This window comes from Pseudofrankia coriaricola, assembly GCF_001854805.1.
Lineage (GTDB): Bacteria > Actinomycetota > Actinomycetes > Frankiales > Frankiaceae > Pseudofrankia.
In genome coordinates, this window is record NZ_MBLO01000034.1 from 22409 (window position 1) to 43101 (window position 20693).

Annotated in this window: 19 protein-coding genes; 17 read left to right on the forward strand and 2 right to left on the reverse strand. The window is 74.0% G+C overall.

The features are described 5' to 3' along the window. Positions 1–31 precede the first annotated feature (31 nt). The 3 genes from BCD48_RS05900 (at position 32) to BCD48_RS05910 (ending at position 4156) form a co-directional block, all read left to right on the forward strand. On the forward strand, positions 32–2584 hold the full coding sequence (locus BCD48_RS05900; protein WP_131803810.1) for a ComEC/Rec2 family competence protein: 2553 nt from the start codon (positions 32–34) through the stop codon (positions 2582–2584). A gap of 202 nt (positions 2585–2786) precedes the next feature. Then, positions 2787–3785 carry a DNA polymerase III subunit delta gene (holA, locus tag BCD48_RS05905; protein WP_071047282.1) on the forward strand — a complete coding sequence of 333 codons (999 nt, stop codon included), beginning with the start codon at positions 2787–2789 and terminating at the stop codon, positions 3783–3785. Further along, complete coding sequence (locus BCD48_RS05910) at positions 3782–4156, forward strand: hypothetical protein (RefSeq protein ID WP_071047283.1); 375 nt, start codon at positions 3782–3784, stop codon at positions 4154–4156. The genes holA and BCD48_RS05910 overlap by 4 nt, the downstream gene beginning before the upstream one ends. Positions 4157–4505: 349 nt before the next feature. On the opposite strand, the gene lepA is transcribed toward BCD48_RS05910, so the two are convergent. After that, on the reverse strand, positions 4506–6350 hold the full coding sequence (gene lepA / locus BCD48_RS05915) for a translation elongation factor 4 (RefSeq protein WP_071047284.1): 1845 nt from the start codon (positions 6348–6350) through the stop codon (positions 4506–4508). Positions 6351–6883: 533 nt separating this feature from the next. Between lepA and rpsT the strand changes: the two genes are divergently transcribed. Further along, entirely contained in the window at positions 6884–7153 is a 270-nt protein-coding gene (gene rpsT, locus BCD48_RS05920; RefSeq protein WP_071047285.1) for a 30S ribosomal protein S20, read from the forward strand. A gap of 151 nt (positions 7154–7304) precedes the next feature. Here the strand turns inward: rpsT and BCD48_RS05925 are convergent, their stop codons facing one another. Next, positions 7305–7499, reverse strand: a complete 195-nt coding sequence (locus BCD48_RS05925; protein WP_071047286.1) for a hypothetical protein — start codon at positions 7497–7499, stop codon at positions 7305–7307. A 212-nt stretch (positions 7500–7711) separates the two neighbouring features. On the opposite strand from BCD48_RS05925, the gene hemW reads away from it, so the two are divergent. From hemW to BCD48_RS05990, 13 genes are all read left to right on the forward strand, one after another. Further along, positions 7712–8938 carry a radical SAM family heme chaperone HemW gene (gene hemW, locus BCD48_RS05930; protein WP_071047287.1) on the forward strand — a complete coding sequence of 409 codons (1227 nt, stop codon included), beginning with the start codon at positions 7712–7714 and terminating at the stop codon, positions 8936–8938. A 423-nt stretch (positions 8939–9361) separates the two neighbouring features. Further along, positions 9362–10381, forward strand: a complete 1020-nt coding sequence (gene hrcA, locus BCD48_RS05935) for a heat-inducible transcriptional repressor HrcA (protein ID WP_071047308.1) — start codon at positions 9362–9364, stop codon at positions 10379–10381. A 136-nt stretch (positions 10382–10517) separates the two neighbouring features. Next, the gene (gene dnaJ, locus BCD48_RS05940) at positions 10518–11657 is read left to right on the forward strand and encodes a molecular chaperone DnaJ (RefSeq protein ID WP_071047288.1); all 1140 of its coding nucleotides are present in this window, start codon (positions 10518–10520) and stop codon (positions 11655–11657) included. Next, positions 11654–12406: a 16S rRNA (uracil(1498)-N(3))-methyltransferase gene (locus BCD48_RS05945; RefSeq protein ID WP_071047289.1), complete on the forward strand. Its 753-nt coding sequence runs from the start codon at positions 11654–11656 to the stop codon at positions 12404–12406. Before dnaJ ends, BCD48_RS05945 begins: the two co-directional genes overlap by 4 nt. 156 nt (positions 12407–12562) lie before the next feature. Next, complete coding sequence (locus tag BCD48_RS05950; protein WP_071047309.1) at positions 12563–13636, forward strand: PhoH family protein; 1074 nt, start codon at positions 12563–12565, stop codon at positions 13634–13636. A 69-nt stretch (positions 13637–13705) separates the two neighbouring features. Next, on the forward strand, positions 13706–14209 hold the full coding sequence (gene ybeY, locus BCD48_RS05955; RefSeq protein ID WP_071047290.1) for an rRNA maturation RNase YbeY: 504 nt from the start codon (positions 13706–13708) through the stop codon (positions 14207–14209). Positions 14210–14363: 154 nt separating this feature from the next. Next, positions 14364–15809, forward strand: coding sequence for a hemolysin family protein (locus BCD48_RS05960; protein ID WP_071047291.1), 1446 nt, complete (start codon positions 14364–14366; stop codon positions 15807–15809). Beyond that, complete coding sequence (locus tag BCD48_RS05965; protein WP_083418233.1) at positions 15772–16176, forward strand: cytidine deaminase-like protein; 405 nt, start codon at positions 15772–15774, stop codon at positions 16174–16176. Before BCD48_RS05960 ends, BCD48_RS05965 begins: the two co-directional genes overlap by 38 nt. 70 nt (positions 16177–16246) lie before the next feature. Next, complete coding sequence (gene era, locus BCD48_RS05970) at positions 16247–17239, forward strand: GTPase Era (RefSeq protein WP_241841543.1); 993 nt, start codon at positions 16247–16249, stop codon at positions 17237–17239. A 178-nt stretch (positions 17240–17417) separates the two neighbouring features. After that, the gene (recO, locus tag BCD48_RS05975; RefSeq protein ID WP_071047292.1) at positions 17418–18152 is read left to right on the forward strand and encodes a DNA repair protein RecO; all 735 of its coding nucleotides are present in this window, start codon (positions 17418–17420) and stop codon (positions 18150–18152) included. 175 nt (positions 18153–18327) lie between these two features. Further along, a complete protein-coding gene (locus tag BCD48_RS05980) occupies positions 18328–19122 on the forward strand; it encodes an isoprenyl transferase (protein ID WP_071047293.1) in 795 nt (264 codons plus the stop codon). Position 19123: 1 nt separating this feature from the next. Then, the gene (locus tag BCD48_RS05985; RefSeq protein WP_083418234.1) at positions 19124–19597 is read left to right on the forward strand and encodes an antibiotic biosynthesis monooxygenase family protein; all 474 of its coding nucleotides are present in this window, start codon (positions 19124–19126) and stop codon (positions 19595–19597) included. A gap of 222 nt (positions 19598–19819) precedes the next feature. Further along, the gene (locus BCD48_RS05990) at positions 19820–20635 is read left to right on the forward strand and encodes a restriction endonuclease (RefSeq protein WP_071047294.1); all 816 of its coding nucleotides are present in this window, start codon (positions 19820–19822) and stop codon (positions 20633–20635) included. Positions 20636–20693: the final 58 nt, after the last annotated feature.

Below are 20693 nucleotides of genomic sequence, written 5' to 3' on the forward strand. Positions count from 1 at the left end.
GGCGGGCCAGGCGGTGGCATCGGATCACGGGGTGCCCGGCGGCGGACCCGCGGCGAGTGGCGATGGGCCCGTCGAGGCGGAGCGCCCGCCGCTGGATCTGCGGCTCGCGGTGCCGGCCGTGGCCGTGTGGGGCGGGGCGGCGCTCGCGGGGCGATGGGGGCCATCGGCCGCGGTCCTGATCGCGGCGGCGGTGGTCGGCGGGATCGCGCCGCTGGTCGGCGGGGCGCTGCTGGTCGCCGAGCGAGGCCGGTCTGGGGCGGGCCGCCGGGCGTGGCTGGCCGTGGCCGTGGCCGCGGTGGCGGGGCTCGCGGCGGGTGTGTTCGTGGCCGGGGCCGGCGGCCAGGACGGCCGGTCCGGAATGCTCGCCCAGCTGGCCGCCGCGCGGGCGACGGTCGGCGTCGAACTCGTCGTCACCGATGACCCGCGCCCCATCGGAGGCGGTCTCGCCGGCCCGGCCGGCGGTCCCGGCAATGTCGCCGTCCCCGCGCGGCTCGTCGAGCTGGCCACCAGCCAGCGCGCCGCCGGGACGCGCGTGGCGGCGTCCAGCGCCGCCCCGGCGCGCGCAACTGCTGGCGCCACGGCGAACACCGCCGCGAACGCCGCCGGTGCTGCCATCGGCACGGCGTCCGGCGGTCTGGTCGCGCGGCTGGACGTACCGGTCCTGGTCCTGGCACCGGGGGACGGCTGGTCGGGGCTGCTGCCGAGTACCAGGGTGGCTGTCGACGCGCGACTCGAGCCGCCGCGGCCGGGCGACCAGGTCGGCGCCGTTCTGTTCGTCCGCGGCCCGCCGAGACCCGTGGCCGGGCCGGTCTGGTACCAGCGGGCCGCGGGCCGGCTGCGTGCCGACCTGCGCGCCGCCGCCGGTGTCCTGCCACAGCCCGCCCGCGGGCTCTTCCCCGGGCTGGTCGACGGCGACGTCAGCGGGCTGGATCCGGGCCTGCGCGCCGACTTCCGCGCCGCCGGGCTCACCCACCTCACCGCCGTCAGCGGCGGAAACGTGGTGATCCTCACCGGCGCGCTGCTGGCGGCCCTGCGGCGAACCCGCATCGGCGTGCGGTCCAGGGCGCTGTGGGCCGCCGCGACGATCGTCGGGTTCGTCGTCATCGCCCGGCCGTCCGCGAGCGTGCTGCGGGCCGGCGCGATGGGGCTGCTCGCGGCGGTGGCGACCGGCACCGGGCGTCGCGCCTCGGTGCTGCCCGCGCTGTCGGCCACGGTCGCCGTGCTGGTGCTGGCCTACCCGCGGCTCGCGCTCTCGGCCGGGTTCGCGCTGTCGGTGCTGGCCACCGCCGGCATCGTCATCGTCGCGCCCGGCTGGCGTGACCGGCTCGCCCGGCGGCTGCCACCCCGACTGCACTGGCTCGCGGACGGCGCCGCGGTGGCGGCGGCGGCACAGCTGGCCTGCACGCCGGTGATCGCCTGGATCGGGGGCGGCGTCAGCCTGGTGGCGATCCCGGCGAACGTCGCGGCGGCGGTCGCGGTCGCCCCGGTCACCGTGCTCGGCGTCGTCGCGCTGGCCGTGGGGCCCGTCAGCGGCGGGCTCGCCCGGCTGGCCGCCTGGCTCGCGGGCTGGCCGTGTCGGTGGCTCGTCCTGGTCGCGCGGACGGCGGCGGACGTGCCCGGCGCGACCGTGCGCTGGCCCGGCGGCCCGCTCGGAGCGCTCGCCGCGCTCGCGGCCCTGCCGGCGGCGCTCGCGACGCTGCGCCGGCCGCGAGGGCGGCGGGTGTGCGCCGCCGCGGCGGCCGGGCTGCTGCTCGCCCGGTGCGTCCTGGTCGGCCGGCTCGCCGGCTGGCCACCGCCCGGCTGGCTGCTCGTCGCCTGCGACGTCGGCCAGGGAGACGCCCTCGTGCTCGCCGCCGGGCCGGGCGCCGGCGTGTTGATCGACGCCGGGCCGGACCCGGGCGCACTCACCGCCTGCCTCGACGACCTGGGGATCCGCCGGCTGCCCGTCGTGTTGCTCACCCACCTGCACGCCGACCATGTCGACGGGCTCTCGTCCGTGCTCGGGCACCTGCCGGTCGGCGAGGTCCTCGTCGGGCCGTTACACGAGCCGGCCGATCGGTGGGCGGCGCTGCGGGCCGAGGCGGAGGCAGCCGGCGTACCGCTCGTCGAGGTCGGCGCCGGGGCCAGTCGCGCGGTAGGGCCGGTCACCGTCCAGGTGATCGGGCCGGTGCGTCCCCTGCGCGGCACCGACAGCGACCCGAACAACAACTCCCTGGTCGCCGTCGCCCGCGCCGGCGGGCTGACGATCCTGCTCGCCGGCGACGCGGAACACGCGGAGCAGCGCCAGCTGCTGACCGCCGGGGCGGTCGCCGCCGCCGCGCCCCGCATCGACGTCCTCAAGGTCGCCCACCACGGCTCCGCCAGCCAGGAAGCCGGCCTGCTCGGCGCCTCCGGCGCCCGGACCGCGCTGATCAGCGTCGGCGCAGGCAACCAGTACGGCCATCCGGCGCCCGTCACCCTCGCCGCGCTGACCGCCGCCGGGATCCCCTACGCCCGCACCGACACGGATGGTGCCACCGCCGTCGTCGCCGCCCCCGCCGGCGTCCCCGCCCTGGTCGCCCGCCGCCAGCACCGTGACGCCTGATCGCCTGACCGCCTCCGGGCGCGCGAGGCTCCGCCATCGTCGCGCGCCCTTTGGCTGTGACAGCTCTGGTGGCCTCCGGGCGCGCGAGGCTCCGCCATCGTCGCGCGCCCTTTGGCCGGGCCGGCTGATGGCGACGCCCACGACGCGAACGGAACGACCGGCGCGCGGCGGGCGTGATCGGCCGGACCGGCCGCGGTGTGCCATGCTCGGTGCCGTGCCGCCGACCGTCCCGCCGCTCGTCCTCGTCCAGGGAGACGAGGAGCTACTGGTCGCCCGGGCCGTGCGCGAGACGCTCGCCGCCGCCCGCGCCGCCGACCCGGAGCTGGAGGTGACCGACCGGGCGGCGGGCGAGTTCACCGAGTCCGACGTCGTCGACCTCGGCGCGTCCTCGCTGTTCGGCGGGCTGCGCGCCGTGGTCGTCCGCGCCGCCCAGGAACTCACCGACGAGCTGCGCGACGCGCTGATCGCCTACATCGCCCACCCGATGGACGACGTCATCCTCGTTGTCGTTCACAACGGCGCGGTCCGCAACCGTAAGATCGCCGACGCGATGAAGGCCGCGGGCGCCAGGATGATCGCGGTTTCGAAGATCACGCGGCCCCGGGAGCGGCACGACTTCGTCGTCGCCGAGGTGCGCCGCGCCGGCGGGAAGATCGCCGACGCCGCGGTCACCGCACTGCTCGACGCGGTCGGCAGCGACCTGCGCGAGATCGCGGCCGTCTGCGAGCAGCTGGTCGCCGACACCGACGGCCCGATCGACGAGGCCGCCGTCCACCGCTTCCACCGCGGCCGCGCCGAGGCCAGCGGCTTCGCCGTCGCCGACGCCGCCGTCGCCGGCGACCTGGCCGGCGCGCTCACTCTGCTGCGCCAGGCGCTCGAGACGGGGACCGCGGCGGTGCTCATCAGCAGCGCGGTCACGGGCGGCCTGCGCGACCTCACCAGGGTCGCGGGCGCCGGCGGCGGCTCCAAGTTCGACCTCGCCCGCGCGCTCGGCATGCCGGACTGGAAGGTCGAGCGCGCCCAGCGCACCGCCCGCGCCTGGTCGGACGAAGGCCTGGCCCGCGCCCTGCGTGCCGCCGCCACCGCCGACGCCGGCGTCAAGGGCGGCGCCGCCGACCCCGCCTACGCGCTGGAGACACTCATCCACACCGTCGTCGAAGCCCGCGGACGCCGCGGCCGTGCCAGCGCGGGTGCCCGATGACCGGCCGCCACGAGGCGGGCCGTCCCGGGCCCGGCCGGGAGGCCGGTCACCCGGCCCCCTCCGCCGACCGCCCGGTCTCCGCCGACCGCCCGAGCGCCACGGGCGCGAACGGCGCCGGTCCGAGCGACATCGGTCCGAGCGACATCGGCCCGGCCAGGGACGGCGAGGCGGGGCGGGAGCAGACCGGGTTCGGCTTCCGGATTCTGCCCGCCGGCTGGATGCGCGGCCTGCTGTTCACGGTGACGGCGGTCCTGACCGTCGTGATCGCGCTCTCGGACCTGACCAGCGCCTGGGTCCTGCTCGCTCTGCCGCTCGTCGTCGTGATCGCCGTCGCCTACCTCGAGACCCTCGACCGCATCACCCGCCCCTGACCGCCCCGCCGCCCGGCCGCGATCGGTGGATCTCTCCACCCAACTCACACAACCCAGCCACCGTCGGTGACGGCGCATCGGCGCAGCGCCCGGGGTCCCTGCCGGATCGGCGGAGCCGATCTGGGAGGTCTGCCAGCCACGTCCTCAGCCCGGTCCAAGCCCTACCACCGCCATATGCCAGGGCCTGGCACCACGCGAGGAGCAGGGTCCCTGCCGGATCGGCGGAGCTTGCGTAGCCGATCTGGGAGGTCAGGCTCAGCGCCCGACACGGGGCGAGCGCGTCCAGCGCCTCGCCCCGACAGGCCGTGCCCGGCGCCCGGGCGCTCCGCGCCCGGGCCGCGGGACGGCCTCAGCCGGAGCGGTTGCTCTTGGAGGCGTCGTTGGAGAGGGCGGCGATGAAGGCCTCCTGCGGGACCTCGACCCGGCCGATGGTCTTCATCCGCTTCTTGCCCTCCTTCTGCTTCTCCAGCAGCTTGCGCTTACGGGTGATGTCACCGCCGTAGCACTTGGCGAGCACGTCCTTGCGGATCGCGCGGATGTTCTCCCTGGCGATGATCCGGCTGCCGATGGCGGCTTGGATCGGCACCTCGAACTGCTGGCGCGGGATCAGCTCGCGCAGCTTACCGGTCATCGAGACGCCGTAGGCGTAGGCCTTGTCCTTGTGCACGATCGCCGAGAAGGCGTCGACCGTCTCGCCCTGCAACAAGATGTCGACCTTCACCAGGTCGGACTGCGACTCGCCGGCCGGGTCGTAGTCCAGGCTCGCGTAGCCGCGGGTGCGCGACTTCAGCGCGTCGAAGAAGTCGAAGATGATCTCGCCGAGCGGCATCGTGTACTTGAGCTCGACCCGGTCGGCCGCCAGGTAGTCCATGCCCTTGAGCACGCCGCGCCGCGACTGGCACAGCTCCATCACCGCGCCGACGAAGTCCGTCGGCAGCAGCACCATCGCGTCCACCACCGGCTCGTACACCTCGGCGATCTTGCCGGTCGGCCAGTCGCTCGGGTTGGTGACGGTGTGCTCGGCGAGGTCCTCCATCACCACCCGGTACACGACGTTCGGCGCGGTGGAGATGAGCGTCAGGCCGAACTCACGCTCCAGCCGCTCGCGGACGATCTCCAGGTGCAGCAGGCCGAGGAAGCCGCAGCGGAAGCCGAACCCGAGCGCGGCCGACGTCTCCGGCTCGTAGGTGAGCGCCGCGTCGTTGAGCTGCAGCTTGTCCAGCGCCTCGCGCAGCGCCGGGTACTCGCTGCCGTCGATCGGGTAGAGCCCCGAGTAGACCATGGGCAGCGGGTCGCGGTAGCCGCCGAGCATCTCGGTCGCGGGGCGGCGGGCCGAGGTCATCGTGTCGCCGACCCTGGCCTGCCGGACGTCCTTGACCCCGGGGATGACATAGCCGACCTCGCCGGCCGACAGCGACCCGGTCACCACCGGCTCCGGCGAGATGACGCCGACCTCGAGGGTGTCGTGGGCCGCCCCGGTGGACATCATCAGGCAGCGGTCGCGGGTGGTGATCGAGCCGTCGATCACCCGGACGTAGGTGATGACGCCCCGGTAGATGTCGTAGACGCTGTCGAAGATCATCGCGCGCGCTGGGGCGTTCGGGTCGCCCGAGGGCGGGGGGACCCGCCGCACGACCTCGTTGAGCAGCTCGGGGACGCCCACACCCGTCTTGCCGGAGACCCGCAGCACGTCGGTCGGCTCGCAGCCGATGATGTTCGCGATCTCCTCGGCGTACTTCTCCGGCTGTGCCGCCGGCAGGTCGATCTTGTTGAGGACCGGGATGATCGTCAGGTCGTTCTCGATCGCCAGGTACAGGTTCGCCAACGTCTGCGCCTCGATGCCCTGGGCCGCGTCGACCAGCAGGACGGCGCCCTCGCAGGCGGCGAGTGACCGGCTGACCTCGTAGGTGAAGTCGACGTGCCCGGGGGTGTCGATGAGGTGCAGGACGTAGTCCCTGCCGTCGTCGGCCTTCCAGGGGAGGCGGACGTTCTGCGCCTTGATCGTGATTCCGCGCTCGCGCTCGATGTCCATCCGGTCGAGGTACTGGGCGCGCATGTTGCGCGCCTCGACCACGCCGGTCACGCCGAGCATGCGGTCGGCGAGGGTCGACTTGCCGTGGTCGATGTGCGCGATGATGCAGAAGTTGCGGATCAACGCCTGGTCGGCACCGGGCGCCTGCGGGGCTGAGGACACGCGGGCAGGTCTCGTTTCTGGATGGGCACGCCGACGGTTCGGGTGGGCGGGTCCGGCCCACGGCCCCGCCCCGCCGGCCGGCGGCGCCGGACGGTGGTCCGCCCGCGCAAGGTGCGGGCTCCTCTCCATCGTGCCAGGATCCCGGGCAAGGCTGGACCGCGCGCCACGCATGGCGTGGCCGGCGACACCTCCACGACACCCCGGCGGCCCTCCGGCGGCACGGGTAAAGGATCGTCATGCCCTGTCGACGTCAGCCCGGCATAACTGTTGGTCCTAGGTGCGGTAAGGTTGACCGCGCTGCATCGGGTCCACCGTGCGCCGCGCGAGCAGACACAGCACGGCTGACGTGGTGGGGCGATCGTGGCGGACGGGCGGTCGGCTGACCTGTGGTTAGCTGACGGCGCTTCAGGCCGCCATGGTCCGGCCCCGACCCGCGGTACACGGCTCACGGGCGCCCGCCCGCGGGCACGGCACCCTGGATGCGGCACCCAGACCGAAGATCTAGTCCCGACTCGACGACGAGGTTTCTCCGCGTGGCCAACATCAAGTCGCAGATCAAGCGTATTCGCACCAACGAGCAGGCGCGGCTGCGCAACAAGGCCGTGAAGTCCGAACTGAAGACCGTGGTGCGCCGTTTCCGTGAGGCCGCCGACGCCGGTGACGTCGAGACCGCTACCGAGTCGCTGAAGATCGCCTCTCGCAAGCTCGACAAGGCCGTCAGCAGGGGCGTCATCCACGCCAACCAGGCCGCCAACCGCAAGTCGGCGATGGCCAAGCAGCACGCGAGCCTCACCAGCTCCTGAACCGGCTCCCATACCGGAAGTCGGCGAAAAGCCGGGACGCATCCGCGTCCCGGCTTTTGCTGTGCCCGCGGTTGGTGCTGTGGCCGCGGTTGGTGCTGTGCGCCGCTTCGCAATCGCCCTGGGCGAGCCGTCCGCGTCGCGCTGGCGTTGGTTAGAGCTCGGCCACCGGCGACGCGAGGGGGGCGGGGACGGCCAGCGGGAGCCGGATGGGCTGGGTGACCGGCTCCTCGGCCCAGGGGTAGGAGACGGCGCCGGAGCGGTACTCGGTAGTCCGCGGCGGCAGCAGCGCCAGGCCCTCCTCCAACAGGTCCGCCTCGATGGGGAGATCCATGACGTCTTCGTCCATATGTCCGATCCTTCCGCACAGATCGCGACAAAGCCACGACGACACGCCCATCATGGCTGCAACGCACGCCAACCGCGGGTAAACATTCGGCGATGGGGTGGCGGGCTCACGCCCGCGCCAGTCGGTAAGACCACGCGGAACCTACAGGAACCGTGCCTATTACGTGGATTGGGGAAGCGGGACACCCCGGCGGCGGGCGCACACTGGAGGACATGTCCGCCAAGCCGCCCGAGGGCCAGACCCCACCGGCCGACGGGACGCTGCCGGCCGCGGCGCTCGCAGAGCTCCCTCGGCATGCGTTCGGGATCTACATCCACGTGCCGTACTGCGCGACCCGCTGCGGATACTGCGACTTCAACACCTACACCGCCGCCGAGCTCGGCGGCGGCGCGAGCGCCGCGACCTTCGCCACCACCGCGTCCGCCGAGATCCGGTTGGCCGCACAGCGGCTCGGCCCCGACGCGCCGGCGGTGGACACGGTGTTCTTCGGCGGCGGGACCCCGACGCTGCTGCCCCCGGCGGACCTCGCCGCGCTGGTCTGCGCCGTCGACGACGCGTTCGGCATGCGCCCCGGCGCCGAGGTCACGACCGAGGCCAACCCCGAGTCGGTCGACGCGGCCGCGCTGGAGCAGCTGCGCGCCGCGGGCCTCACCCGGATCTCGTTCGGGATGCAGAGCGCCCGGCCGCACGTGCTCGCCACCCTCGACCGCCAGCACACCCCCGGCCGGCTGCCCGACGTCGTCGGCTGGGCGCGCAAGGCCGGCTTCGAGCAGGTCAGCGTCGACCTGATCTACGGCGCGCCGGGGGAGTCGGAACGGGACTGGGCGGCGAGCCTCGCGGCGGCGGTCGAGCTCACCCCCGATCATGTCAGCGCCTACGCGCTCACCGTCGAGGAAGGCACGAAGCTCGCCCGCCGCGTCCGTCGCGGCGAGCTGCTCGAGCCCGACGACGACCTGCTCGCCGACCGCTACATCCAGGCGGACGAGACCCTCCAGGCCGCCGGCCTCGCCGCCTACGAGGTGAGCAACTGGGCCAGCGGGCCGGACGCCTGGTGCCGGCACAACCTGGGCTACTGGCGCGGCGCGACCTGGTGGGGGATCGGCCCGGGGGCGCACAGCCACGTCGGCGGCGTGCGCTGGTGGAACGTCCGTCACCCGACCGAGTACACCCAGCGCCTGCGCGCGGGCCAGAGCCCCGCCCAGGCCCGCGAGACCGTCTCCCCGGGCGACCGCCACGTCGAGCGGGTGATGCTCGGGGTGCGCCTGGCCGAGGGCCTGCCGGTCGGCGAGCTCGCCCCTGGCGAGCTCGCCGCCGTCGACGGCCTGGTCGCCTCCGGCCTGGTCGACCCCGCGGGCCTCGCCGCCGGCCGGATCAGCCTGACCAGGCAGGGCCGGCTGCTGACCGACACCGTCGTACGCGCCCTCCTGCCCGATCTCTGACAGGCGCGGCTGCTGCCGCGCGCCAGCCGCCGGTTGCCGGTTAGACTTGGCACTCACGGCGATGGAGTGCCAGGTGGGTCGAGGTCAAATGGGTTGATCTGGCCACTCGTCGGGCCCGACATGCGCACCATGGACTATGCGAACAAAGACGGCGCGGACGACCAGGGTGCGCAGCGGCGCGGTCACCGGTCCCGGCGGGCATCGTCCCGCCGGCCACTGGCCGGCCCGGGTGGGGCTCGCGAGGCCGCGCCGCGTCGTCGCCGTCAGCCGGCCGGTGGCTGGCCGTGGCTCGACGGCGGAGGGGGCGCGTTGATCCCGCGCTCCGGCCGCCATGGCACCGGAGGCGGCCAGGGCCGCCGTGGCCCGGCGGATCTCGCCGGGTACATGGTGTCCGGTCCGGTGGTCACCGAGGGGGTGCGTGACGTGCTCGAGGAACGCCGCCTGGAAGTGCTGCGGGCGATCGTCGAGGACTTCGTGATCGGCAACGAGCCGGTCGGCTCCAAGGCACTCGCTGAGCGGCACGCGCTCGGGGTCTCACCGGCTACTGTCCGTAACGACATGGCCGCCCTCGAGGAGGACGGCTACATCACCCAGCCGCACACCAGCGCGGGCCGCATCCCGACGGACAAGGGCTACCGGCTGTTCGTCGACCGGCTCTCCGGCGTCAGGCCGCTGTCGCGGGCGGAGCGGCGGGCCATCCAGAGCTTCCTCGAGGGCGCCGTCGACCTTGACGACGTGGTGCGCCGCTCGGTCCGGCTGCTCGCCCAGCTGACCCGGCAGGTCGCCGTCGTGCAGTACCCGTCGCTGACCACCAGCCGGGTACGCCACATCGAGGTTGTCCAGATCAGCCCCGGCCGGCTGCTGATCGTCCTGATCACCGACGCGGCCCGGGTGGAGCAGCGGGTCGTCGACGTCGCCGAGCCGATCGACGAGGACACGGTCGCCGAGCTGCGCACCGTGCTCAACCGCGCACTCGGCGGACGCCGGCTCGCTGACGCCGCCGAGGCCGCCGCCGTCCTGCCGGACGAGGCGGGCCCGGGCCTTCGCACGCAGCTCACGGCACTCGCCACGGTCCTCATCGAGACGCTGGTCGAGCGGCAGGAGGAGCGGATCGCGCTCGCGGGAACGGCGAACCTGACCCGTTCGGCGCTGGACTTCTCCGACTCGCTGCGGGCGATCCTCGAGGCGCTCGAGGAGCAGGTCGTCCTGCTCAAGCTGATCGGCTGGGCTCGCGAGCCAGGTACCGTTACGGTACGCATCGGCCGTGAAACCGATGTTGACGCGCTGCGGTCCACCGCCGTCGTCGCGACCGGCTACGGCCGTGGCGCGGCGGCGCTCGGCGGCATGGGGGTGGTCGGTCCGATGCGGATGGACTACCCGGGGACAATGTCGGCGGTCTGGGCCGTTGCCAACTATGTGGGTGAACTCCTGGGTGCCGACTAGCGGGTCAGCGGGGGTGCGAGAATGATCTTCCTTCGCACGCCTGGCCGGGGTTCCTGCCGGATCGCGAAGCGATCTGGGAGGTCCGGTTGTCACCGGGATCGCGAAAGGGTCGTGACTTCTAGCGGTGGGCTTCTAAATGGCAGTGGACTACTACGCGGTGCTGGGCGTCTCCCGTGAGGCGACCGGGGACGAGATCAAGCGGGCGTACCGCAAGCTCGCCCGGGAGCTCCATCCCGACATCAACCCGGACCCGGAAGCGCAGCAGCGGTTCAAGACCGTGACCGCCGCGTACGAGGTGCTCTCCGACCCGGAGAAGCGCCAGATCGTCGACCTCGGCGGCGACCCGCTCGCCCCGGGCGGCGGCGCCGGAGCCGGCTCGCCGTTCGGCCCAGGGTTCGGCGGCCTCGGCGACATCATGGACGCCTTCTTCGGGGGCGGCGCGAGCCGCGGGCCGCGCTCCCGAGTCCGCCGCGGCAACGACGCGCTGCTGCGGATCGACCTGGACCTCGCCGAGACCGCGTTCGGGACCAACCGCGACATCATGGTCGACACCGCGGTCGTCTGCGAGGTCTGCATCGGCTCCGGCGCCGCCCCCGGCACCGCGCCGATCACCTGCCAGACCTGCGGTGGACGGGGCGAGATCCAGCAGGTCACCCGCTCGTTCCTCGGGCAGATGGTGACCTCGCGGCCGTGCACGCGCTGCTCGGGGACGGGCACCGTCATCGAGCACCCCTGCCGCGAATGCGCCGGCGACGGGCGGGTGCGCAAGCGCCGCACCCTCACCGTCAAGATCCCGGCCGGCATCGGGGACGGCATGCGCATCCGCCTGTCCGGCGAGGGGGAGGTCGGCCCCGGCGGCGGCCCGGCGGGTGACCTCTACGTCGAGGTCTCCGAGCGGGTGCACCCGGTCTTCACCCGGGAGGGCGACGACCTGCACTGCGAGCTGCGGCTGCCGATGACCGCCGCGGCGCTCGGCACGTCTGCGACGATCGAGACGCTGGACGGCACCGAGACGATCACCTTCAAGGCGGGCACCCAGCCTGGCGAGGTGGTCCGGCTGTCCGGGCGGGGCGTGCCGCACCTGCGCGGCGTCGGCCGCGGCCACCTGCACGTCCACGTCCTGGTCGAGACGCCGATCAAGCTCGACGCCGAGCAGGAGCGGCTGATGCGCGAGCTGTCCCGGCTGCGCGCCGAGGAGCAGCCGACGGTCGTCAGCGCCGCCACGGCGCCCACGGGCCTGTTCAACCGCCGCCGCGGCGGCCGCCGCAAGACTTGACGACCACCCCGGTCTTCCACCTGGCGTCGCTGCCCGCCGTCGACGTGCTCACGCTCGATGGACCGGAGGGGCGGCACGCGGCGACGGTTCGGCGGCTGCGGGTGGGGGAGCGGCTCGACGTCACCGACGGCGCGGGCGGCCTGGCGCATTGCGAGGTCGCCGCCGTCCGCCGGGACGAGCTCGACTGCCGGGTGCTGGGCCGGGCGCACGTTCCCGAGCCGACGCCCCGGATCGTCGTGGTCCAGGCCCTGGCCAAGGGAGAGCGCGGCGAGCTCGCCGTCGAGATGCTCACCGAGGCGGGCGTGGACGAGATCGTGCCCTGGCCGGCGGCCCGTAGCGTCGTGCGCTGGGAGGGCGAGCGCGGCGCGCGCGCGAGGGCACGCTGGGTGGCCACCGCCGCCGAGGCGGCCAAGCAGTCCCGCCGGGCACGCTGGCCGGTCGTCGCCGAGCCCGCCCGCACCACCACCGTGCGCGACCGGCTCGCCACCGCCGGCCTCGCCCTGGTGCTACACGAGACGGCGACGGTTCCGCTGGCCGCCCTGCCCGGCCGGCACGAGCCGTGGCCGCCCCGCGGCGAGATCGCGCTGGTCGTCGGGCCCGAGGGCGGGATCGCCGACGAGGAGCTCGCCGTCTTCGAGAAGGCCGGCGCGACGGCCGTGCGGCTCGGCCCGACCGTGCTGCGCACGTCGACGGCCGGCGTCGCCGCCGCCGCCGTGCTGCTCGCGGCCACCGGTCGCTGGGACGGCTAGACTCGACCTGGAAGTTCGTAACGTGTTGTCCGTGCGCGCCTCGAGACCGAGACACGCGCCATGTGAGTACTACGCAGCCAGTCCTACGCAGCCAGCCCCGCGCCCGACGAGACGCATGACCGACGAGAGGTGTCCCGGCCCGCCGTGGCCGTCCTCATGCCCGAATCCGCCACCACCACCGGCGCCACGTCGCAGAGCGCCCAGACGGTCACCCGCTTCGTGGTGCCCGGCCCGCACAACATGGTCAGCCTGCTGGGCCACCAGGACGAGCTCCTGCGGGTCATCGAGCAGGCCCTCCATTCCGACATCCACGTCCGCGGCAACGAGATCACCATCACCGGGGAGCGGGCGGAGAACGACCTCGCCGTCCGCCTGTTCACCGAGCTGTCCGCGCTGCTGGACGCCGGCACGGTGCTCACCGCCCAGCACATCGACCACTCCCTGGCGATGCTGCGCAGCGGCGACGAGCGCCCGGCCGAGGTGCTCACCCTCAACATCCTGTCCAGCCGCGGCCGGACGATCCGCCCGAAGACGCTGAACCAGAAGCGCTACGTGGACGCGATCGACGCGCACACGGTCGTGTTCGGCATCGGCCCGGCGGGCACCGGCAAGACGTACCTGGCGATGGCCAAGGCGGTGCAGTACCTGCAGGCCAAGAAGGTCAACCGGATCATCCTGACCCGGCCGGCCGTCGAGGCGGGGGAGCGGCTCGGCTTCCTGCCGGGCACCCTCTACGAGAAGATCGACCCCTACCTGCGCCCGCTCTACGACGCGCTGCACGACATGGTCGACCCCGACTCGATCCCCCGGCTGATCCAGAGCGGCACGATCGAGGTCGCGCCACTGGCCTACATGCGCGGCCGGACGCTCAACGACGCGTTCATCCTCCTCGACGAGGCGCAGAACACCTCGCCCGAGCAGATGAAGATGTTCCTGACGCGGCTCGGCTTCGGCGCCAAGATCGTCGTCACGGGCGACATCACCCAGGTCGACCTGCCGTCGGGCACCCGCAGCGGGCTGCGCGTGGTCCGGGAGATCCTCGACGGCATCGAGGACGTGCACTTCGCGAACCTGACCAGCACCGACGTGGTCCGCCACCGGCTCGTCAGCGAGATCGTCGACGCGTACTCGCGCTGGGACGCGGCCGGCGGGGGCGAGGCTCCGGTGGCGCCACCCGGTTCCCCGCGCCCTCGCCCCACGGCCAGGGCCGCCCGCGGGGACCGCCGGTGACGGCGGCCGCCGGTGGTACCGGCGGCGCCGCGGGCGCCGGCGCGAACGCTGTTTAGGAGAGACACCGACATGTCCGTGTTCATCGCCAACGAGGCGGGCGAGACCGACGTCGACGAGGTCACGCTCGCCTCGCTGGCCCGGTTCGTGCTGGACGCGATGAAGGTCAACCCGCTGGCCGAGCTGTCCGTCATGCTCGTCGAGACGACGGCCATGACCGAGCTGCACGTGCGCTACATGGGCGAGGACGGCCCGACGGACGTGCTCGCCTTCCCGCAGGACGAGGCGTTCGAGTCGAGCTACGCCGACTCGGCCGACTCCGACCCGACGACGCTGCTCGGTGACGTCGTGCTCTGCCCCGAGGTGGCCCGCCGCCAGGCGGGGAGCGCCGGCCACTCGGCCCAGCGCGAGCTGCACCTGCTGTGCGCCCACGGCATCCTGCACCTGCTCGGCTACGACCACGCGGAACCGGCGGAGGAGCGCGAGATGTTCCGCCTGCAGGAGGACCTGCTGGCCCGCTGGGACGCCGCCAGCACCGCCGGCCAGGCCGGCCAGACCGCCGGCTCCGCGGGCTGAGGCGACCCGACCGGCCGAGCGCGCGCGCCGGGCGGCCCGCGCCGTTCCCACGGTCTCCGCTCCATCCGGAAACCCACATCACGGATCCGGGTTCCGGGCATTCTGATGAACAGGACGTCCCGACGAGGGACGTCTCTATGAGAAGGGCGTCTCGATGAGCTCGGCGGATGTGCCGCTCATCCTGCTGGCGGTCGTCGCCGCGTTGGCCGCGGCCGCCCTGGGGGGTGTCGACGCCGCGCTGACCCGGGTCTCCCGGGTCACAGTCGAGGAGTTCGTCCGCCAGTCCCGGCCGGGCGCGCGCCGGCTGGCGACGGTGGTCGCGGACCCGGGCCGGTACCTCGCGCTGCTCCTGCTGCTACGGATCATCGGCGAGATGGTCGCCGCGGCCTGCGTCACGATCGTCGCCGCGCACGCCTACGGCACCGGGTTCGCCGCGGTGTTCCTCGGCGCGGCGATCGCGACGCTGGTCTCCTACGTCCTCGTCGGGGTGATGTTCCGTACGCTCGGCCGTCAGCACGCCCCCACGGTCGCGCTCACCAGCGCAGGGCTCACGTTCGGGCTCGCCCGGGTCTTCGGCCCGCTGCCGCGGCTGCTGATCGCGTTCGGCAATGCGGTCACCCCGGGCAAGGGCTACCGCGACGGCCCGTTCGCCTCCGAGGCCGAGCTGCGCGACCTCGTCGACCTCGCCGAGGAGAACGAGGTCATCGAGCCGGAGGAGCGCGATATGATCGCCTCCGTCTTCGAGCTCGGTGACACGCTGGTGCGCGAGGTCATGGTGCCCCGCCCGGACATGGTCTTCATCGAGTCGACCAAGACCGTCGAGCAGACCATCTCGCTGGCGCTGCGCGGCGGCTTCTCTCGCATCCCGGTGGTCGGGGAGAGCGTCGACGACGTCGTCGGCATCGCCTTCCTCAAGGACCTCGTCGGCCGCGAGCGCGGGGGCGGCGGTGACGAGCCCGTCGGGTCGGTGATGCGCTCGCCGGCTCTCGTGCCGGAGAGCAAGCCGGCCGATGACCTGCTGCGCGAGATGCAGGCGTCGCGGACCCACATGGCGGTCGTGATCGACGAGTACGGCGGTACGGCGGGCCTGGTCACCATCGAGGACATCCTCGAGGAGATCGTCGGTGAGATCGTCGACGAGTACGACAGCGCGGTCCCGCGGGTGGAGTGGCTCGACGCCGACACCGCCCGGGTGACCGCCCGGCTCGAGGTGGAGGACCTCGCGGAGCTGTTCGGCGTCGCCGAGGACGACCTTCCGGGATCCGACGACGTGGAGACCGTCGGCGGGCTGCTGGCCAGCGCGCTCGGCCGGGTGCCGATCCCGGGGGCGATGGCCACGGTCGGCGGGCTGTCGCTGGTCGCGGAACGGGCCGCCGGCCGGCGCAACCAGATCGGTACCGTCGTAGTACACCGGGTGGCCGCCGACACCGACGGCGCGGACGACGGCAACGAGGCGGATGCCATCAGCCGCTCCGCGGCAAGGTCAGCCGGCTCGGCCGGTGGCCGGGAGGCCGGGACGGCAGGCGGCCGGGAGGCCGGCCGGGAGAAGGGTGACGAGCGCGATGGGCAGCGAGGCCAACCAGATCATGCTGGCCGGTGAGCCGGTGACCGGCGAACTGGCCGCCGAGGACGCCAAGCTGGTGGTGCTCGCGCGTTCGGCCCGGCTGCGGGCCTACACCCCGCGCGGCGAGCGGGCCGAGGGCGCGGCCGTGCGGGACACCGACGGGCGGACGTATGCCGCGGCCACCGTCGGGCATGCCCGCCCGGACCTCGCGACCGCCGCGCTGCGCGCGGCCGTCGTCGCCGCCGCCGCGAGCGGGGCCCGCCGGTTCGAGGCCGCCGCGGTGGTGTCGGAGGTGGGCCAGCTCGCCGCCGACGACCTGGCCGTGCTCGCCGAGTTCGGCGAAGGTACTCCGGTTTTCCTTGCCGGGCCGGACGGCGTCGCGCGTACCAGGACGACGGTCTGACGTGCCGCGCCAGTTCCCGACCGAGAGATCCCGCCCGGCCACCGGCCGGCGCCCCGGCGGCTCCCAGGCCGTGACCGAGCAACCGGCAGGCGGCGCCCAGCCGGCCGGGGAGGAGGCCGGCCCGGTGTTCCGGTCCGGCTTCGCCTGCTTCGTCGGGCGGCCGAACGCCGGTAAGTCGACGCTGACGAACGCCCTGGTCGGCACCAAGGTCGCGATCACCAGCGGTCGGCCGCAGACCACCCGCCACGCGATCCGCGGCATCGTGCACCGGCCTGACGCCCAGCTGATACTCGTCGACACCCCCGGCCTGCACCGCCCGCGCACCCTGCTCGGCCAGCGGCTCAACGACGTCGTCCGCGCCACCCTGTCCGAGGTCGACGTGGTCGGCTTCTGCGCGCCGGCCGACGAGCCGGTCGGCCGCGGCGACCGGTTCATCGCCGAGGAGCTGTCGCGGCTGCCCAAACGCACGCCCGTCATCGCCATCCTCACCAAGGCCGACAAGGTCACCGAACCGGACCGGCTCGGCGCCCGGCTGCTCGAGCTCGCCGCCCTCGGCGACTTCGCCGAGATCGTTCCGGTGAGCGCCGCCCCCGGGGCCCGGGGGCCGTCCTCCGGGGGCGGTGCGGCGACCTATCAGCTCGACGTGCTCGCCGACCTGCTGGTCGCCCGGCTGCCGGAGGGGCCGGCGCTGTACCCGGACGGCGAGCTCACCGACGAACCAGAGCAGGTGATGGTCGCCGAGCTGGTGCGCGAGGCGGCGCTGGAGGGAGTGCGCGACGAGCTGCCGCACTCGCTCGCCGTCGTCGTCGAGGAGATGCTGCCCCGCCCGGACCGGCCCGCTGACCGGCCGCTGCTCGACGTCCACGTCAACGTGTTCGTCGAGCGGTCCAGCCAGAAGGCGATCGTGATCGGCGCCGGCGGCTCACGTCTCAAGGAGGTCGGCACCAAAGCTCGCGGCCAGATCGAGGCGCTGCTGGGTACCCCGGTCTTCCTGGACCTGCATGTCAAGGTCGCCAAGGACTGGCAGCGCGACCCCAAGCAGCTGCGCCGCCTCGGTTTCTGAGGGAGCTACCGGGCCGGCGGGGCGCGGGCCGGTGCCGTGGCCGCCGGTCGTGAGTGCTCTGACCTGGCCTTGCGGGCTCCGCCCGGTCGCGCACGGAGCGTGGCAGCCCGCACCGTGCGAAGCGGGACGGGGCAGGCCGAACCGTGGGCCAGCCGCGTGGCTATGCGACCATGGATGCATGCCGGTGTACCGCGACGAGGGTGTCGTGCTGCGCACGATCCCCCTCGGCGAGGCCGACCGGATCATCACCGTGTTCACTCGGCGTAACGGTCGGGTGCGCGCGGTGGCGAAGGGGGTGCGCCGCACGTCGTCGCGGTTCGGCGCCCGGCTGGAACCGGCGATGTACGTCGACCTGCAGCTGCATCAGGGCCGCTCGTCACTGGACACCGTCACCCAGGCCGACCTGCTCGGGCCGTATGGCGCCGTCCTCGCGGGCGACTACGGCCGGCACACCGCCGCCGCGGTCATGCTGGAGACGTCCGAGCGGCTGACCAGTGAGGAGCGCGAACCGGCGCTGCGGCTGTTTCTGCTGCTCGTCGGCGGGCTGCGCACGCTGGCGTCGGGCGAGCACCCGCCGGGCCTGGTGCTGGACGCGTTCCTGCTGCGGGCGCTCGCGGTCAGCGGGTACGGGATGGCCCTGGACGACTGCGTGCACTGCGGGGAGCCGGGCCCGCATCCGTCCGTGTCGGTCGCGGCCGGCGGCATAGTCTGCCCACGGTGCCGGCCGCGTGGGGCCGCGTCGGCGTCGCTCGCCGCGGTCGGGCTGCTCGCGGACCTGCTGCACGGTGACTGGGCTGGCGCCGAGGCCACCGATGCCAGGACTAGACGGGAGTCGGCCGGGCTCGTCGCCGCCTACCTGCAGTGGCATCTTGAACGGGGACTGCGCGCGCTGCCGCATCTCGAACGAGCGTGACGGCGGTACCGGACCGTTGGCCCGCGCCTGGCCTGCGCCGACGGCGGCGCGGGCCGAGACTAGGCGGCGGGCGACGGCCTGGCACCCCGGTGGGAACGGTCAAGGACCAGGCATGAAGATGGGGGAGGCAATGCGCGTCGGAATCGGGCCGGATCAGCGGGGAGGTGGACTTCCGGTGAGCCTGCAGGATGACGGGGTCAGGCCCCTTCGGGACCCGCATCCGCACCCGTCCGGAGCGCGTCCGCCGGCCCTGCCGGAGGAGCTGGTACCCCGCCACGTGGCCATCGTCATGGACGGCAACGGCCGGTGGGCGACGCTGCGCGGGCTGCCGCGGACGAAGGGCCACGAGGCGGGCGAGGACGCGCTGTTCGACTGCGTGGAGGGCGCGATCGAGCTCGGCGTCCGGTGGATGTCGGTGTACGCGTTCTCGACGGAGAACTGGAAGCGCTCGCCGGATGAGGTGGCCTTCCTGATGCGCTTCGTCGACGGCGTGTTCGGCCGGCGCATCGACGACATGGCCGCGCTCGGGGTGCGGGTCCGCTGGGCTGGCCGGCGCCCCCGGCTGTGGAACAGCGTCATCCGCCGGCTGGAGAAGGCCGAGGAGCGGACCCGCGCCAACGACCGCCTCACGCTGGCGATGTGCATCAACTACGGCGGCCGGGCCGAGATCGCCGACGCCGCCGCGGCCATCGCCCGGGACGTGAAGGACGGCCTGCTGCGGCCGGACAAGATCGACGAACGTACCGTCGCCCGCTACCTCGACGAGCCGGACATGCCCGACGTTGACCTGCTCATCCGCACCTCCGGCGAGCAGCGCCTGTCGAACTTCCTGCTCTGGCAAGCGGCCTACGCCGAGTTCGCGTTCGTCGACACCCTCTGGCCCGACTTCGACCGCCGCGACCTGTGGGCCGCCTGCGAGGACTACGCCCGCCGCGACCGCCGCTACGGCGGCGTCGCCGCGAGTGCCTGACATGCCCGAGCCCGGATTCGAGTCCCCGTCCCAGGTCCAGTCCGGGCCCGAGGTCGGCCGGGGCGCGGTGGCCCGGCCCGGCCGTCCGGTGGCGGCGCCCGTGCTCGCGATCGTGCGGTTCCGGCTGCCGGCCGGATCCGGCGAGACGGCCATGGCCGGTGAGTTCGCGGCGGGAGCCGACCGGGCGCTGACGGCGCTGGGGCAGGCCGACGGCTACCGCGCCGGCCGGCTCGCCCGGGCGGTCGACGACCCGGACGAGTGGGTGCTGGTCACCGAGTGGGACGGCCCGGGTGCCTGGCGGCGGGCGCTGGGCCGGTTCGACGTCAAGATCGAGCTGACACCGCTGCTGGTCCACGCCGTCGACGCGCCGGGCGCGTTCGAGGTGCTGGTCGGCCAGGACAGCCCGGCCGCCGCTTCCCGGCGCTACGGCTCGGCCCTCGCGCCCGACGCCGCCACCGCCGCGCCCGGCCACTGATCACCGCGACGCTTCTCCACCCCGGCCACTGATCACCCCGGCCACTGGCCGTCCGGGCGGCTTTCCACCCCTCCCGCCCCTCGCGCTGGTCGGCAGCCTCGCCCTGGGGTCGCGCGGACGACTCCCATGGCCGGCGCCGGTCTGTAGGCTTCGCGTGCTGGTCAGCCCGATCTGACCTGTTGCGTGCGGGTGGCGGGGATAGGGCGGGATCGCGGGGGTGTCGTGGAGCTGGCGAAGGGCGCGAACGCCGCGGTGCCGAGCCCGGTGGTGCGGGTGTCACTCGCATCGAGCCTGCCGGCGCACGCCGTCGACCTGTTCGCGCTGGAGCTCACCGGCGACCGGCGCGTCCGCGACGACAGCGACCTCGTCTTCTACAACCAGCGCCGCTCGGCGGACGGCTGCCTGTGGCAGGTCGACGGCCAGCGCGTGCGGATCGAGCTCGGCGACTGGCCCCGCCAGCCCGCCGACAACGACGCCGGCCCCGCCGGCCCCGCCGGCCCCGCCGGCCGCCGGGCCAGCGGCTGGGACGGCACGCGCGCCCGGGGCGGCGACGACGCCGGCGAGACCGGCGACGACGGCTCGGACGTCCGGCGAGGCTGGGCGGGTGCCAGCCGGCTGCTGCACGTCCGGCCTGTCGCCAGGGCCGCGCGGCGGGCGCCGCTGGACCTGCTGGCGATGGACCCGTACGACTTCGAGCAGCTGGTCGCGAACCTGTTCACGGCGATGGGCTACACCACCCAGCGCACCGGGCGTTCCGGCGACGGCGGCGTCGACGTGGAGGTGCGCTCCGACGACCCGTTGGCGAGCGGGCTCATCGTGATCTCGGTGAAGCGGCTGAAGCGCACCGTGGCGGCACACTACGTGCGCGAGCTCGCCGGCACCGTCCACGACCGCGACGCGATCAAGGGGATCCTCGTGACGACGTCGGGCTTCGGTCCCTCGTCCTGGGAGTTCGCGGCGAAGAACCGCCTGGAGCTGGTCGACGGCGAGCGCCTGCGCACCTGGCTCGCCGAGTACCTCGACCTCGACGCCGTCTGAGACGGGGGCGCGGGGCGGCTCCGGGCTGGTGCCGGCGCGGTGCCGGCGCGGGCCGTCA

Coding starts and splice junctions, on each gene's coding strand:
- holA (WP_071047282.1), top strand. CDS start 2,787: ATGCTCGGTGCCGTGCCGCCGACCGTCCCGCCGCTCGTCCTCGTCCAG.
- BCD48_RS05910 (WP_071047283.1), top strand. CDS start 3,782: ATGACCGGCCGCCACGAGGCGGGCCGTCCCGGGCCCGGCCGGGAGGCC.
- BCD48_RS05925 (WP_071047286.1), bottom strand. CDS start 7,499: ATGGACGAAGACGTCATGGATCTCCCCATCGAGGCGGACCTGTTGGAG.
- hemW (WP_071047287.1), top strand. CDS start 7,712: ATGTCCGCCAAGCCGCCCGAGGGCCAGACCCCACCGGCCGACGGGACG.
- dnaJ (WP_071047288.1), top strand. CDS start 10,518: ATGGCAGTGGACTACTACGCGGTGCTGGGCGTCTCCCGTGAGGCGACC.
- BCD48_RS05950 (WP_071047309.1), top strand. CDS start 12,563: ATGCCCGAATCCGCCACCACCACCGGCGCCACGTCGCAGAGCGCCCAG.
- ybeY (WP_071047290.1), top strand. CDS start 13,706: ATGTCCGTGTTCATCGCCAACGAGGCGGGCGAGACCGACGTCGACGAG.
- BCD48_RS05960 (WP_071047291.1), top strand. CDS start 14,364: ATGAGCTCGGCGGATGTGCCGCTCATCCTGCTGGCGGTCGTCGCCGCG.
- BCD48_RS05965 (WP_083418233.1), top strand. CDS start 15,772: ATGGGCAGCGAGGCCAACCAGATCATGCTGGCCGGTGAGCCGGTGACC.
- recO (WP_071047292.1), top strand. CDS start 17,418: ATGCCGGTGTACCGCGACGAGGGTGTCGTGCTGCGCACGATCCCCCTC.
- BCD48_RS05985 (WP_083418234.1), top strand. CDS start 19,124: ATGCCCGAGCCCGGATTCGAGTCCCCGTCCCAGGTCCAGTCCGGGCCC.